The following is a 15,392-nucleotide window of genomic DNA, read 5'->3' on the forward strand; positions in this document are numbered from 1 at the left end:
CAATCCAGCCAGCATCTTGAATCACAAATCAGACCAATCCGGAATCCCTTTCGATTCCGTCAAAGCGTGACCCGCTCTAGTTGCCATAGCCCTGATGGCATGGTCGTTGCGGCTCAACCTGTCCTGGCGCGGCTGGCGCCGGATCGGCCTGATGACCTATCCTCTCTATCTGATCCATGATGTCGTCGGCGCGGCCATTCTCGGCGCCCTGATGCGTGCGGGAGTGCCGTACCTGCTTTCGGTGGTCATCGTCGGCGTGACCATGATCGCCGCGAGCTGGCTGATTGCGATCGAGGCCGAACCGCGAATCCGGCTTCTGCTCGACCACACGATCGTCCGCTACCGTCTCAAGACGGCGTAACGCGCCAGCGTGTCACGCCGGTTCCTGGCTGCAAACGTCCTGCGGTGGAATGTGCGGTGCGAAGCATAGTGCCCACGCTTTTTGCGCGACCCGTCGCGGCTCGGCGACCTCTACGCGTCACGCGAGGAGATCGACCGCACCTAAGAGACATCATTCCCCGCCGACCTTACCGGCTCTTGCGCAGGGCTGCCGGTCATGGTCTGTTCGAGGGGGCATTCGTGTTCGCTCACGCCGCTCAGGTCCGGTATCGGCCTGGCCGCGCAGGAAGCCACGATCTGCTCAACATCCCTTCCTAATATACCGGCCTCAGGTGTTTGCTTTCGTCCGCGCTTCCGATTTTTCCAGATAGTAGGACGAATATCTGTCGAAGAATTTTTCCGAGCCGCCGATCGATCCATACTTCGCCAGCTTCTTCAAATCGACCTTATTGAGGACCACGCCGACGATCTTGTTGGCGATATAGGGTTCCGAACTCAGTATGGATTGCACCATCGCACGCGGCGTGCGCCCCCATTCGGTTACGAGCACGAAGCCGTCGGCAAGCGGAGCAAAGGCCTTGGCATCGACCACGGGGCCGAGCGGCGGCAGATCGACGATGATGTACTCGAAGGTCTCCTTGGCATTGTCGATGAAACGCCGCATCCCGGCCGACGATAGAAGCTCGCTGGTGTGCGAGAAATGACCGCGCGGCACAGCCGGGACAATCGCCAGCTTGGTCTGCCGGTCGATCTTGCCGACGGACTGCCAGGTCTGCCCGCTCACTACCGCCTCCATCAGGCCTTGCTCGGCCTCCATGCCAAGGCTGCGGCTGAGGCCGGGTTTGCGCAGGTCGCCGTCCACCAGCAGGGTTTTCGACCCGTTGGCAGCAAGCAGTCCGGCCAGATTCGCCGCCACGGTCGACTTGCCCTCACCGGGAAGAACCGAGATCACGCCAATGACCCGGCTGCCTTGCCCTTCCATCACGACGTCGAAGGCAATCTTGGCGCTGCGAAGCGTTTCGGAAAACATCGATGCCGGGGCGTCTATGCTCACCCGCATGCGCGCGCGTCTTTCAGCAGCCGACGGTGATTGGGCAGTTTTGACGTCTGCCTGACCATCATCGCGCTTGTCGTCCTTGGCGACCTTGCTGCCAATGATCGGCAGGTAGCCGAGGAATTTGAGGCCGACGCGATCGCGAACGTCTTCGCCGGTCCTGAAGAACCGCTCCCTGAATTCATTCAGGCCACCAACCCCGGCCCCCATCATCACGCCAAGCACAAGCGAAAGTCCCAGCACTATGGACGTGCGCGGGGTTGCCGCGGACTGCGGCAGCGTCGCGTCCGAGATGACGCGGATCTTGCCAACCGGGAAGGATTGCTGCTGGGAGGCTTCTTCGTAGCGGCCAAGGAACGTCTGATAGAGCGTCGAGAGCGCCGTTGCCTTCTGCTCGAGTTCGCGCAGCTTGACCTGCGACTGGTTGTCGATGGAACTCTTGCCCGCCGCTAACGCGACATTTGCGCGGAGCGCCGTCTCGCGCGCGAGAGCAACTTCGTATTCGTTGCGGTAGCTTTCGGTCAACTGCTTCAGCTCGCCGAAAATCTGCGCTGATATGTCGGCCTTTTCCTTGGCAAGTGCGACCGCCTGGGGATGCTCAGCCCCGAAATTGGCTTCGATATCCTGCTGCCGCTTGGCGACAGTGAGATAGCGGGTCTTGAGCGTTGAAATGATCGAGTTGCTTGGCTGGTCGGCGGATATGGCGGCATCCCTGAATGCGTTGTCCGAACCGCTTTCGACGATCGACTTGTATTGCTGGTAGCGGGCGCTGGCGCGGGCGGTATCGGCCTGCGCCTCAATGAGCTGGCCATTGAGGTCCGACAGTTGCTTGTCGCTGATCAACTGGCCGTCGTCGACGGCCAATCCGTGTTCGGCCCTGAACTTCTCGACGGCGAGCGACGCTGCCTGGGAACTTTCCCGAAGCTCCGTCAGCCGGCCTTGCAGCCAGACCGCCGCGCGCTCGGTCGCATCGAAGCTCGCATCGAGCTGATCCGCGAGGTAGGCGTCTGCGTAGGCTTTGGTGATCGCGGTCGCAAGTGCGGGATCCGTCGCTTGATAAGCGATGGAGATCACATAGCTTCGACCGATGCGCTCGGCCTGCACTTCGTTTTGCAGTTTGAGGATCGCGTAATCGCGGCGTGACGAGGCAATCATCGCGTCACGCGTCGCCGGATCAAGCCGGGTGACGTCGGTGGTGCCCACGGCGGGGCTGGGACGGAAGTACCGGATCACGCCGCGCACAAAGCCGGCCGCCTTCGACACGGCCGATGTGGGAGGATACAAGAAGGCGTCGTTCTGATCGAGCTTCTGCTTGTCGACGACCACCGCCGCCAACCTCGCCGAGTGAAGAATTTCGATCTGGCTCAGAATGGCGGAATCGGTCTGCATGCTGACCGACGCCGCCGACACCTCGTCAACGACCTTATTCAAGCCTTCGTCGATAAGCACGCGGCTGGTCGCCATGTAGGTGGGAGGCGTGGTCTGCAAATAGAGCACGCCCAGAAAAAGACCGATGGCAGCGCATGCCGCAACCACCTTTGCCTGCCTTGCTGCCATGCTGAGCAAGCGCTCGACATCGATGAAGTCGTCGGCGCTGACTGCGTCCGAACTCGGCAATGGTTTCCTCTTGTCGAGAGGAAAATTGGCATAATTCATCTTCGGTCCAATTCTACTTTGCATCTAGAGCGGCGGTCCCTCAAGTCGACCTGTGCCGCCGCTCTATCTCTTGTTTGAGCATCGGATTTCCCAAAACCGCCTCTACTTTTGGGTCCGATGCTCTCGTTTGCAGGCGCTGAAGCAAGATCGGGAGCATCAGCACATATACGACGCAAGCTTCATGCCAGACAACGCGAAACCCGGGCCGCCAAGCGCATCGGCATGTCTTGCGTCAGCGTCCATATGCTAATGCTCCCAAAAAATGGGCATTATGCGGCTTCCACCCGGCGCTCATGCGACCGGACAAACTCCTCAAGCATCTCGAAGATTGGCCCCTTCATGTCGTCACGCGCCATCGCGAAGGCGATATTGGCTTGGATGAACCCTTCCTTCGAGCCGCAGTCGAACATCCGGCCGTTGAAGGGCTGGGCAAAGAAAGCCTGGTTCTGCGCAAGGCGAACCATGGCGTCGGTCAGCTGGATTTCGTTGCCGGCGCCGCGCTGCTGATTGCCGAGCAGCGCGAATATCTCGGGCTGCAGGATGTAGCGGCCATTGATGTAGTAGTTCGACGGCGCATTGGCTGGAGCCGGCTTTTCGACCATGGCGGTGACCTCGAAGCCCGAGCCGACATCGGCGCCGCAGCCGACAATGCCGTATTTGCTGGTCTCGGTCGGATCGCAGCGCTCGACGGCGATGACGTTTCCGCCGGTCTGTGCATAGAGGTCGGCAATTTCAGCGAGACATCCACGCCCGCCGAAGGACACCATGTCCGGCAACAGCAATGCGAAAGGTTCATCGCCGATGACTTCCCGGGCGCACCATACCGCATGGCCGAGACCTTGCGGAGACTGCTGCCGGATGAAACTCGTCGCACCAGCCACGGGAAGCAGGCTTTCGAGCGCCTGAAGCTGCGCCGTCTTGCCGGTCTGCTCCAAAGTCCCGATCAATTCTGGATGCAGGTCGAAATAATCCTCTATGACTGCCTTGTTGCGGCCCGTCACGAAGACAATGTGCTCGATGCCGGCTTCGAACGCCTCGTCCACCGCATATTGCACGACAGGCCTGTCGACGACCGGCAGCATTTCCTTCGGCATCGACTTGGTCGCCGGCAGGAATCGCGTTCCAAGCCCCGCTACCGGTATGACTGCCTTCCTGACTTTTTTCATTGCATATTCCTTCTGAGGAGATCGACTTCAACCTGTCGCAGGCCGCGAAAACTGTTTTCACCTGCCTGCACCTTTCACCTCCCCCGCACCCACGGCAAATTGTGCCGCCACCCTTCGCAGCCGAACGGCGATCGGCATGCTCATATGCCGAACGGCCGCCGGATCGCTGAGCGCCGTCCACACCGCCTTGAGCGGGGACCGCGCCTTGATGTGCTGGACTAGCGACAGGAACGACGCCGCCTTGCGCAGGCTGCGTGTGCGCCTTGCGAAAGCGGCCTCGGCCTTGGCGTCCATCGAATGGGTTCTGGCGAAGGCGAGATCGGCCTTGCGCATCGCCTCGACGTGATGAAGTTCGAGCACGCGGGAAATGGAGCCGGTCCGGATATGGTAGACGTAGCCGGTCGTCGGCTCGACCACACATTTGCCGCCCTTGGCCAGAGCATTGGCCAGCAGGATGTAATCTTCGCCGATGATCAGGCCTTCGTCATAGCGAAGCCCGTTTTCGTTCAGGAAGCGTCGCTGGAAGATCGGCTTGAGATAGCCGAGATTGAACCTGGATTCGAAGACCACATTGCCGGCGATATAGTCCGCTAGCGAGATTTCACTTAAGCCCTCGAGATAGTCGGCCGGGAACATCGTCTCTTCGGCAACGCCGTCCTCGCGAACGACCTGGAGATTGTCGACCGCGATCTCGGCGCCCGCTTTCTCCGCGCGGTCAATCATGGTGCAGATCCGCCCGGGATAGATCGCGTCATCGGAATCGAGGACCGCGACCCACCGGCCGCGGGCAAGCTCAAGGCCGGCATTCCTGGCGCCGCCGGGACCACGGTTCTGTGCAAGGGCGACGACGCGCACGATATCCTCGGGGTAGGATCGCGCCAGATCGAGCGTCCGGTCGCGCGACTGATCGTCGACGACGATCACCTCAACGCTGACATCGCGCTGGGCGATGGCGCTGGCGATCGCCCGCTCGATGGTCAGCTCCGCATTGTAGGCGGCAATGACAAAGGTGACGTCAGGCTGCACGCTTGCCCCCTTCCTGCGGCGATGGCAGGCCGTATTGGCGGATTTCACGCACACCGACGAGACCGCTCACGACGCCGACATGCATGATGCCGCGAAGCACGCTGCGGTTCCTGCGCACGGGATTGATGGCGACCGGGATTGCCAATGCGAAACAGTAGACCGCCTTTGCCGAGGCGAGGCCGACTTGCCTGACCAGCGCGAGGCCACTCGCGTCGCGCCCCAGGAGGTGCCCATGCGTCTGCCCGACGCGGAACCGGCGGCGGCGGAGCCAGTCGAATGCGGCTCTGGCGCGCGGCACCACTTCATCGACCCAGGCTTGCGGCGAAAAGGCGATGCGACCGCCGGCCTTGACCATATGGTCGAAGAATTCGGTGTCCTCGCCGCCGGTCTGGCCACGCGCCAGGCTGAATCGCCGGCCGCGGAGGCTGTCGGCGCCCATCCTGAGCAGGACGTTGCAGGTGTAGCCGGTGCGGATCTCGCCGCCCACCCAGACCGGCAGGGTGGAGTGAAAATCGCCGCGGCGCATCCAGGCGGGCGCATCGGGCCGATAGCGCGCCCGCACCGGTCCGAGCACGGCGGCAGCGCCACTCACTTCCGCCGTCGCAACCAGTTCGGCGAGCCATCTGGACGATGCCGTTTCGTCATCGTCGAGGAAGGCGACGAAATCCGCCATGCTGGCGTCGAGGCAGGCGTTGCGGGCGATCGAGATGTTGCGCGCCGGGCAATGACGATAGCTGATCGGCAGCTTCAACGTCTCCGCCAACGTCGCCACCAGCAACTCGGCCGTCGGCCCGTCATCATTGTCGGCGACGATGACGCGGATGTCGAATCCCGAAGGCACCTCCAGGGCGGCTATGGAGCGAAGCGTGTCGGCAAGCTCCGGCCGCCGAAACGTGCAGACGCAGATGTCGATGCTGCGGTTTTTTTCGGCCACACCCATCACGCTACCCTCCTACTCTGTGATCGCGGTCCAAGCAGTTGCAGCCAGAAGCCAACGGACCAGCCGAAATGCATGACCATCGCCGAAATCCCAGCAAGCGCATTGTCCGGATTGCGCTGGCTGAGGGCAGTCCACACGCCATAGCCGAGACAAACCGACGCCCATACCAGAAGCGGCACGACCGCCAACCAATGCACGAAGAAAAAGGCAGAGAGAAGGACAACGGGGAACACCAGAAGCGGCACCATCTGCCGGACCTTCGGTATCATGCGGTGCTTGAGAACGTTCTTTGCGCGGCCGCGGCCATAGCCGAGATACTGGAAATACAGGCCGGCGAGCGTCGCGCGCGGGTAATAGATCATTTGCGTCTTGCCGCTCATCCAGATTCGGTAACCGGCCTGACGGAGCCGATAGTCGAACTCCGCATCCTCGTTGTGGCTGAACGTCTCGTCATAGCCGCCCACCGCCTTGAAGGCCGATATCCGCATCAGCGCATGGTGGCCGTGATCGACCCACTCGCCCATTGAGAGATGCCGGTGCTTCGAGCCGCCCGTGCCGAGCTTGGAATTCTGTGCAGCCGCCACAGCTTTCTGCACCGTGCCGCTGCCGCTGGTCAGCATGGAGACGACGACCGAATCGGCGCCGGTGGCCAGCGCCTCCTCGACCAGCCGATCGCAATAGTCGGGGGGATAGCCGCCATGCGCGTCGATGCGAATGAGATATTCAGCCCCCTCGCCGTAACTGGCAACGGCGAGATTGATCGCCGCGCTCTGGAGGCGCTTTTCATTGTGAAGAAGGATGATCCGCGGATCTTTCCCGGCAATCTCCTCGACGATTGCCCTCGTGCCGTCCGTGCTGCCGCCATCGGCAACGACGATCCGGGCACCGAGCCTCTCGGCCGACGGTCTAAGCTCATGAACAAGCGCACCGATGTGAGCCGCTTCGTTCAGGCACGGAATCACGATCAGGCTGGGCGCAAGCTTTTCGGTTGGCATCATCGGCCCATGTCCATCGATAGCCATCCTAAGCCAGTGCCTGGGCAGCATACGGATCCTGCACAACCGTCAACCCGCGAAGCTTTTCGACGAGCGCCCGGCAATCGCTGCGATCATGGCTCCAGGTTCGCGGATTGCGGGCAAGAACACGCGCCCGCAATTTCCCGAAACGATGCTCGTCCATATCCCCCAGGGCGGCTTCGAGGGCCTCAGGCGTGGCTTGAGGCAAAAGAACGCCTATACCCTGCCGGTCGAGGAACCGGCCGGTTTCGGTGTTGGCCATCGAGATCGGCACGGCGCCGAAGCGGCAGCCCTCGTAGAGACGGTTGGGCAGCAGCCATTCGGAATTCAGCCCCTGCTCGAAAAAATCGATGGCCCAGGAGAAATGGACCTCGCGGTAGATCGTCGCCATATCCTCGGGGTTCCGATAGGGCCCGCCAAACGAAAGCCAGGGCTCGGCTTCGACAAAACCGTGAAAATCCGGAAATTCGGAAAGCGCCGGGCGGCCCCTGAGGATGATTTCGAAGCGACCGTCGAGCCGTCGGGAAAATTCGGCCAGAAGCTCCAGGGAGCGGCGGCACCGGAGCGCACCGAACCAGCCGACCCGCCAAGGCGGAGCGACGGGATCATCCGCCACCATGCGATCATCCAGCGCAACCGCGGCAGGCTCGAAATATTTGTTCTCGAGCAGCTCGACCGGCGCGGCAATCTGCCCAAACGGCTTGAAATAGTTGGCGATAAACGCCGGCGAACTGGTCACCAGCAGCATTACATCCCTGGCCAGATAGCGTTCCGCGCCGCGCATCGCCTTGCCCAAAAAGTCGTCGCGAAGCACAAGGCGATGAATGTCGAGGCACTCGTAGACGATCGGCACCGTCGCCTGGAAAGCCGATCTGGCACGCCGGGCAAGCGCCAGCATTTCCAGATTGCGCGCGATGATGAGGTCGGGTCTTGGCATCGAGCCGAGCTTCGAGCCGATCGAGACCGCCGCCTTTGTGACTGCTGCCAGCCGCTGGGCGAATCGGCCGTCGCGCGTCGCCCCAAGGTCGATCGGGCGCAAGCCTTCGACGTCGGCGACCGGGCTTGCTATCCGACGGAAGCCCGCCAGTGTGACCTGGGCGCCGCCTGCCTTAAGCATTATGATCCGCCGGCGCACTGCCGGGTCGGAGACGTCGTGTACCAAGTACAAGACATGCAGCATGAAAACTCGACCGCTGTTGGCCCGCCCGCAGGGATGCTAGTACAGCTCTTGCTGCATCGCAACATTTTTGGTGCTATGTAGCGGATTTAGCGGTTGTCGCGCACCCACAAACATTAGGCTGCGCGAATGTTCTATTGCGTTGCAGCAAAAAATCGGTTTTCATATGACGAGAAGTTGGTGAGAATTGGGGCCGGGGGGTTCATGCGCTTGTATTTGGTTCCAGTGGAATTGCAGGATTTGGCAGTTCTGCGCCCATAGGGCAGTTCGCTAAAATCCCCTATCCCGCTGTTTGGATACGGTGGTTAAGGCATGGCCAAATCTCTTCGTATTGCCGTCTATAACGACAAATATCCGACCAGTTTCGTTACGCCGCGCGTCTCCAGACATACAATCCTGCGCAAGCGGTTCCTACCGTTCAACCTGGTCTCGTCGAAGTTGGAAGGTGTGACGTTGATCGAGCCTGCCCTGTCCGTCGACGTGGTGCATGCGTTCAACCGGATCCCGGTCAATTCTTCGAAATTCATCATCTCGTTCGAATCCCATTTGCCGCGTCAGTTCGCCCTTCGCAAGCGCGGGCCGATGGCTCGTTACCTGGCGTCGCGGATTGCGAACCCCGGCTGCCGCCGCATTATTGCCTTGTCGCATTTTGCCCGCAGGTGTTTTCTGGGTCAGCACGCCGACAATCCGAACGTAAGCCTTCTGACGGAGAAGCTGATGGTCCGCCATCCGAACATCGTCGTGCCTGCCGTGGAAGATGCGATGCTTGAGAACACCGCGGAGGAACTTGTGCTGACGTTCGTCGGCGCCCATTTTGGCCGTAAGGGCGGCTGCGTCGCGGTCAAGATCGCGGAAAAAGCAATAGAGCAGAATTTGCCTATCCGAGTGAACATCGTTTCGAGTCTGCAGGTAGGCGGCGGCATATGGACGGATCCGACAACTCCAGGATTCTTTGACCAGTATATCAAGTTGCTCGACCTGAAGAATGTCCAGCATTATAGCGCGTTGCCAAACCATTCGGTGCGACGATTGTTGCGCCATTCGCATTTTGGCATCCTAGCCACCTTCGGCGATACATTTGGATACTCGGCGATAGAATCGATGTCGGAACACACCCCGGTTCTCGGAACGGGGGTCTGTGCCCTGCCTGAATTCCTGGAGGATGGTGTCAACGGAATCTCATTACCCATGAGACTCAACGATCTCGGCAATTGCTGGAATCCGGGATACAACTCGCGCGGCGAGGCGAAATTTGCCCAATATTTCCAGGATGAGGTCGAGCGCCTCGCTTGCCTGTCCATCGAACGATTGAAGACATATATCGGTCAGCCGAAGCTGATGGCGCCACTGCGACGTCAAGCCCGGTGGACGGCAGAGATCATGTTTGCCGCGGAACCGGCGGGCGCATTCCTCGATGCGCTTTACGACCGTGTGGCGTTGGAGCGAACCAAAGAACCTGTGCAACTCGACCCGGCCCTTGATGCTTCATCTCCGGAAGCCTTGCCGCTTGAACCCGACAAGCAGAAGATATCCCCGCGCCACGGTGGCACGCCGGCAGCATCGCTCAGCGTCTTGCCACCCCGGATGGCCTGGCGTGCATGAACGCTCGACGGCTATCGCAGTCGTACCTCACGAGAGCGTGAGAATCGGATTGGGTTGCCATTGTAATTTGGCGTGCTGAGCGGCGGAGATCGTGCTCCTTCCTGGGATTCGGATGCCTACTGTCGCTCCGAATTTCGGGCTGTTTTGTTGCATTGCAACATTTTTGATGCGGTGTCGGGAAAATGGCCATATCGTTGTGGGAAGCTGTGAAGCTACTGCCGGCGCGGACGCCGCCCGCGCCGGCACCGAGCGAGGTGAAGTGAATGCGCGCACCGGCAAAATCACCGCTCTGCACACTGAAAAACCAGGTCGACGACGGACCCGCATACGAGAAATTCCTGAGCGAGGCGCTGCCGCTGTTTGGCCCGACCCGCAAGATCGGATGGCTGGTCACCAGCCGGCTTGAGAAATACCGCAACCACACGGAAGCATGGCTCCAAAAGCACGACATCAGATACGACAAGCTGATCATGCTCGAACTGCCGAGCAAGGCGGAGCGGCAGCGGCTTGGCGTGCATGGCAACTTCAAGGCCGATTTCTAGCGCAAGTCCGATGCCATGCTGTTCATCAAAAGCGAGCACCAGCAGGTCCTCAAGATCGCCGAGCTTTCCGGCAAACCGGTGCTGTGCGTGGAAACGCATCTGGTCATTTATCCCGACTCGCTGTCGCTGCCTGCACTTGGACGGATCGCCCGCAACTTTCCAGGCAGTTTGAACAGATGAATTCGCAGGAAGGGCGCAAGACGGCCATCAAGATCGTCGCGCGCAGGCTGCTTGGCGAACGCGGCTATGAGACACTGAAGAGCCGGGTCAAACGACCGGCTTAGATGCGAGCCAAAACTGTGGCCAAGGGACATCATGCCGCCGATTTCACCATTTACGGTGTGGTTCGCCGGTCACTACGAACGGCCATCATGAGCCGTCGGGAAAGCTGGAATCTGCCATCGGAGATAGACGCATGAATTTCACACGCAGACAACTGTCGGCTCTTCTTGCTACCTCGGCAGCATTGCAACTGGTTCATAGGCGAGCCTTGGCAGAGAGTGTTGCCGCAGGAGACGCGGAAGCTGCCGTTGACAAGCTTCCGGATTGGTCAGCTGTCAAGCTCCAACTTTGGAAGTATAACAATCCCTTCGTGCCATCGCAGTGGGGCGAGCCCAAGCTCGGAGGTTATGACTGGAAGGCGGCGAACGCCAAAATCGTTGACGGCGCGCTTCAGCTTACTGTCAGCGAGAAAGCTTCCGCACAGGTCGTAGCCGGCGGTAAATCGGACTTTTCATCGGCAAGGTGGGAAGTGGATGTCACTCTCCCGACGATGAAGCCAGGGCTTGTTGCAGCTCCGCTTTGGACTTTTAACGACAAAGCCCATGAGGAAATCGATTTTGAATTCGTGGGCACGAAAGGACTACAGCTCAACGTTTGGGCAAACGTCGACAATCAGCACAAGAGCATTTGGCTAAAGTGGATCCAACTCGGCGACCTCTCGGGGAAAAGATACCGCCTTGGCATAGAATACGAGGCGGGAAAACGTGTTGCTTTCCTCATTGACGGCAAAGAAGCTGCCGTGGTTACGCCGGCTGACACTCTGGGCGGTGCCTTTCCGAACAAGCCCATGAAGGCGTACTTCGATCTATGGGTTGCGGCAGGCGCGGTGATGGACGCAGGTTGGGCCGGCAAATGGGAGCCGATGCCGGCGTCGGACAAACTGGTCATGACAATTCATGGCTACAGGCGAACTGATGTCGATCAGTGAGATTGCAATTCATCCGACCGCTGCGCAACCTCGGTTCAAGCCTCAAGGGCATGCTTTTGGGCGACATGCATTAATCAGGCGGCTTGGCGCGAACCCTGCTGGGCCGCCCGGTCGAGCATCGAAAAGAAGGTCGCGAACTGACGTTCAGGATCCAGCGCCGGCCGCTCGGAAAATTCACGTGCCGCCGCCGAGAGCCGTTCATATTCCTGGCTGTCGTTCCACAGCCGCCTGATCGCCGCGACCCAGTCGTCGAGCGGTGCGTCATAATCGAGCACCACGCCACCGGCGCCAATCGCTTCCGGCAGGCCGCCGCGCCGGGACCCGACGACCGGAATGCCGCTGCAATGGGCCTCGGATGCCACGCGCCCCCAGGCCTCTTCCCATTTGCTGGGCGCCAGCAGGATCTTGGTCCGGCTATAGACCGTCTTCATGTCGCTGGTGCGGCTTTCCAGCCTGACATTGCGCAGCGGCGCGATGGTCCGTTCGATCTGTGCCCGGTGGTCGTCGTCGAGCTTCCAGCTTTCGACGAACAGGAACGGAATTTCGGAGCATTGGCCGGCAATGCGCACCGCGAGTTCGAACCCTTTTTCATTGTAAGGGTTGATCAGCGTAACAAACTCGCCTGTCGTCGGCGTGCTGTAGAGCTCGGGATTGATGGTCGGGGGTATGACCGTCGAATCGATGTCGAATTTTGCCTTGTAGGTGCGCGCCGTGAACTCGGAATTGGCGATATAAAGCGCCGAATGCAGCTCTCGCAGATCCCCGCCCAATTCGTGGAATTCGACGTTCCGCAGATAGACGACCAGCGGCACGCCAAGCGCCTGCAGCGCCTTTCCGATCGGCACCGATTTGTGGCACTGCACGACGGCGACGTCGGGATCGAGCCTTTCGACGGCAAAGCGCGCCGCTTCCCAGGGAAACCACGCCCGCACCACAGGGTAACCGGGATAGCTGTCGATGACGGCGCGCTGCCTCAGAAGCTTCATCTTGGCGCGCGCCTTGTAGCCAAAGACGCCCTGGCCGAACAGCGCTGCAAGCACTGATGCCTCGTGGCCATGTTCAAGCAACTGTTCGGCCAGATGGTGGGTGCTGGATTGGACACCGCCGCTGAACTGGGGAGTGTAACCGTTGCCACCTGCAAAAAGGACTTTCATGGGTCCGGCTCCTTGTCGCATTCTGGGTTTGTTCAAAAGCGGTTTACGAAGGCAGAAGATATCCATCAGTTCCCGCCAGCCTCCGTCCTGTCCCGCTGTCATGGCAACAGGCTTTCCCGCATGATCTCACGCCGCCATCCTGCCGATGCTGTGATATTCGATGCCGTAGCGAGCGATGACCTTGGGGTCGTAGAGATTTCTGCCGTCGAAGATGATCGGCGTGATCAGCGCATCCTTCATCGCGTCGAACGACGGCGCCTGGAAGTTCTTCCACTCGGTTGCGATCATGAGCGCATCGGCGCCACGCAGCGCTGCCTCCTTGGTCCCGCACAAAAGCAGATCCTCGCGCAGTCCGTAGATGGCCTGGCATTCCTGCATCGCCTCGGGATCGTAAGCCTGCACTTTGGCACCGGCCTTCCAGAGCGCTTCCATCAAGACACGCGCCGGCGCCTCGCGCATGTCGTCGGTATTGGGCTTGAAAGCGAGGCCCCACAGCGCAAAGGTCTTGCCCTTCAGATTGCCCTTGAAATAGCGGTTCACCTTGTCGAACAGGACCGACTTCTGTTCGTTGTTGCGTTCCTCGACCGCGCGCAGCAGCTTGGCATCGAATTTGACGCCTTCGGCGGTCTTGATCAGGGCGCGCACGTCCTTGGGGAAGCATGAGCCGCCATAGCCGAGGCCCGGATAGATGAAGTGGTAGCCGATGCGCGGATCGCTGCCGATGCCCTTGCGGACCTCCTCGATGTCGGCGCCGAGTTCCTCGGCCAGGTTGGCCATTTCGTTCATAAAGCTGATCTTGGTCGCCAGCATGCAATTGGCCGCGTATTTGGTGAACTCGGCGCTGCGCACATCCATCACGATCATCTTTTCGTGGTTGCGGTTGAACGGAGCGTAAAGCTCACGCATCACCGCCTCGGTATCCTCGCTGCCGGTGCCGACGATGATGCGGTCGGGCTTCATGCAGTCGGCCACCGCGGAGCCTTCCTTGAGGAATTCCGGATTGGAGGCGACGTCGAAACCCAGATCCTCGCGGCCGCGCGCCTTCAGCGTCGCGGCGATCCTGGCCTTTATCTTCTCGCAGGTGCCGACCGGCACGGTCGACTTACCGACGACGATCTTGGGCGCGTCCATCTCCCGGCCGATGGCCTCGGCAACGGCCAGCACATATTTGAGGTCGGCAGAACCATCCTCGCCCGGAGGCGTGCCGACAGCGATCATCTGTATCTGGCCATGCTTGACGGCGGCCGCGGCATCGGTGGTGAACTTGATGCGGCCGGCCGCGTGGTTCTCCTTGACGAGGTTTTCGAGCCCGGGCTCGAAAATCGGGATGAGGCCCTGATTGAGCCGCTCGACCTTTTTCACGTCGATGTCGACGCACACCACCTGGTGTCCAACTTCGGCAAGCACCGCCGCCTGCACGAGACCGACATAGCCAATTCCAAAGACCGTCAAATTCATTTGGTTTCATTCCTGTTCAAGACTTCGGAGCGCTTTCGGTCCGGCCGGTTCAGATTAGTCTTTACTTTATGCTGCATGCCAGCGATTCCGGAAACTGGCATGGCTGACCTAGCGCCGTGAATGCGACACGGTCCACTTGCATGATGAGTTTTCGACCCGGATCCGAAAACGGTCCCATCCAGTTCTTCAGCGTGTCGCTGCCCCACAGGCTGAAGAATATCTTTTGCGCATGAGTGGGCAGCTTTGCCGGATCTTTGATCGTGTTCACCAGTTGGCCGTTGACGTACCAGCGCAGCCTGTCCTTCTCCCAGACGAAGGCGTAGTCGTTAAAAACCTTGTCGGTACCGCCAGCTACATCCACCAATTTCTCGTTCTTGCCCTTGCCGGCTATGTAGGCGTTGACCTGCACCTTGGAGGTGTCCTTCGTCAGCACCTCGAAGTCGATTTCGTCATGCGGCTGCTTGTCAGTGGGGCCGATGTAGGTGAAGAAGGCGGCATTGATGCCGGAGCCCGCATCGGTTTTCATCCGCGCCTCATAGGTGCCATAGCCAAAGCGCTGCTTGGTCTGGACCTCGCCGCAGGCAAAGTCGCGATCCTTTAGCTTCCGCTTTTCGAAACCGAGCGTCAGCATGCCGTCGGAAAGCCGGACCTGGCTTTTGGACCAGGTGCAGTTCTGGTGCTTGCCGTTCGTCCAGCCGTCGGCAATGTACCAACGCGCACGATCGAAGCTGGTGAAATCATCGACGAACGATGGCGCTGTCGGGATGTCCTGCGAATGGGAAGGGGTCGGGCCTGCAACCAGGCTGCCGAGTGCAAACAGCAGAAACGCGCCGCCCGAACATAACTGCCTCAGGTTCCCTTGCCTGATCGAGCGCGTGAACGGCCTGCCGCCGGTTGCTGGGGTGGACGTGCTTTTCGGATCCGCGTTCATACCAAACTCACCTTTGTGCTGCGCCCCAACCCAAAGTCGACGTTCAAACCATGACGAAACGAGCTGACCTTGACCTTCTGCCAGTACCTTCCTTGTGCTTGCCTTAACTTGCCCAGTGACA

General features: G+C 60.2%; 14 protein-coding genes. 5 read left to right on the forward strand and 9 right to left on the reverse strand.

Annotated features, from left to right (window positions below; genetic code table 11):
* Positions 1–151: 151 nt before the first annotated feature.
* Positions 152–361, forward strand: coding sequence for a hypothetical protein (locus CIT31_RS02360; protein WP_245316086.1), 210 nt, complete (start codon positions 152–154; stop codon positions 359–361).
* A gap of 306 nt (positions 362–667) precedes the next feature.
* Here CIT31_RS02360 and CIT31_RS02365 read toward each other — a convergent pair whose 3' ends face one another.
* The 6 genes from CIT31_RS02365 to CIT31_RS02390 all read right to left on the reverse strand — a co-directional run bounded on the left by CIT31_RS02365 (position 668) and on the right by CIT31_RS02390 (position 8,377).
* Positions 668–3,049, reverse strand: a complete 2,382-nt coding sequence (locus tag CIT31_RS02365; RefSeq protein WP_095517310.1) for a polysaccharide biosynthesis tyrosine autokinase — start codon at positions 3,047–3,049, stop codon at positions 668–670.
* 269 nt (positions 3,050–3,318) lie between these two features.
* The gene (locus CIT31_RS02370) at positions 3,319–4,215 is read right to left on the reverse strand and encodes a UTP--glucose-1-phosphate uridylyltransferase (protein ID WP_095517311.1); all 897 of its coding nucleotides are present in this window, start codon (positions 4,213–4,215) and stop codon (positions 3,319–3,321) included.
* 57 nt (positions 4,216–4,272) lie between these two features.
* The gene (locus CIT31_RS02375; RefSeq protein ID WP_095517312.1) at positions 4,273–5,241 is read right to left on the reverse strand and encodes a glycosyltransferase family 2 protein; all 969 of its coding nucleotides are present in this window, start codon (positions 5,239–5,241) and stop codon (positions 4,273–4,275) included.
* Positions 5,231–6,181, reverse strand: a complete 951-nt coding sequence (locus tag CIT31_RS02380) for a glycosyltransferase family 2 protein (RefSeq protein WP_095517313.1) — start codon at positions 6,179–6,181, stop codon at positions 5,231–5,233. Before CIT31_RS02380 ends, CIT31_RS02375 begins: the two co-directional genes overlap by 11 nt.
* Positions 6,181–7,179, reverse strand: coding sequence for a glycosyltransferase family 2 protein (locus CIT31_RS02385; protein WP_425350552.1), 999 nt, complete (start codon positions 7,177–7,179; stop codon positions 6,181–6,183). Before CIT31_RS02385 ends, CIT31_RS02380 begins: the two co-directional genes overlap by 1 nt.
* A gap of 25 nt (positions 7,180–7,204) precedes the next feature.
* Positions 7,205–8,377, reverse strand: a complete 1,173-nt coding sequence (locus CIT31_RS02390) for a glycosyltransferase family protein (protein WP_095517314.1) — start codon at positions 8,375–8,377, stop codon at positions 7,205–7,207.
* 309 nt (positions 8,378–8,686) lie between these two features.
* Here CIT31_RS02390 and CIT31_RS02395 point away from each other — a divergent pair, with 309 nt between their 5' ends.
* From CIT31_RS02395 to CIT31_RS02405, 4 genes are all read left to right on the forward strand, one after another.
* The gene (locus CIT31_RS02395) at positions 8,687–9,976 is read left to right on the forward strand and encodes a glycosyltransferase (RefSeq protein ID WP_095517315.1); all 1,290 of its coding nucleotides are present in this window, start codon (positions 8,687–8,689) and stop codon (positions 9,974–9,976) included.
* A gap of 263 nt (positions 9,977–10,239) precedes the next feature.
* Entirely contained in the window at positions 10,240–10,518 is a 279-nt protein-coding gene (locus CIT31_RS34865; protein WP_245316087.1) for a hypothetical protein, read from the forward strand.
* A gap of 15 nt (positions 10,519–10,533) precedes the next feature.
* A complete protein-coding gene (locus CIT31_RS34870; RefSeq protein WP_245316088.1) occupies positions 10,534–10,698 on the forward strand; it encodes a hypothetical protein in 165 nt (54 codons plus the stop codon).
* Between the two features lie 235 nt (positions 10,699–10,933).
* Positions 10,934–11,728, forward strand: coding sequence for a family 16 glycosylhydrolase (locus tag CIT31_RS02405; RefSeq protein ID WP_095517316.1), 795 nt, complete (start codon positions 10,934–10,936; stop codon positions 11,726–11,728).
* A 74-nt stretch (positions 11,729–11,802) separates the two neighbouring features.
* Here CIT31_RS02405 and CIT31_RS02410 read toward each other — a convergent pair whose 3' ends face one another.
* From CIT31_RS02410 to exoK, 3 genes are all read right to left on the reverse strand, one after another.
* Positions 11,803–12,882: a glycosyltransferase gene (locus tag CIT31_RS02410; protein WP_095517317.1), complete on the reverse strand. Its 1,080-nt coding sequence runs from the start codon at positions 12,880–12,882 to the stop codon at positions 11,803–11,805.
* Between the two features lie 126 nt (positions 12,883–13,008).
* Positions 13,009–14,340: a UDP-glucose dehydrogenase family protein gene (locus CIT31_RS02415; protein WP_029347687.1), complete on the reverse strand. Its 1,332-nt coding sequence runs from the start codon at positions 14,338–14,340 to the stop codon at positions 13,009–13,011.
* Between the two features lie 61 nt (positions 14,341–14,401).
* Entirely contained in the window at positions 14,402–15,271 is an 870-nt protein-coding gene (exoK, locus tag CIT31_RS02420; protein ID WP_095517318.1) for an endo-1,3-1,4-beta-glycanase ExoK, read from the reverse strand.
* Positions 15,272–15,392: the final 121 nt, after the last annotated feature.

Origin of the sequence: Mesorhizobium wenxiniae, assembly GCF_002284535.1 — a bacterium.
GTDB lineage: Bacteria > Pseudomonadota > Alphaproteobacteria > Rhizobiales > Rhizobiaceae > Mesorhizobium > Mesorhizobium wenxiniae.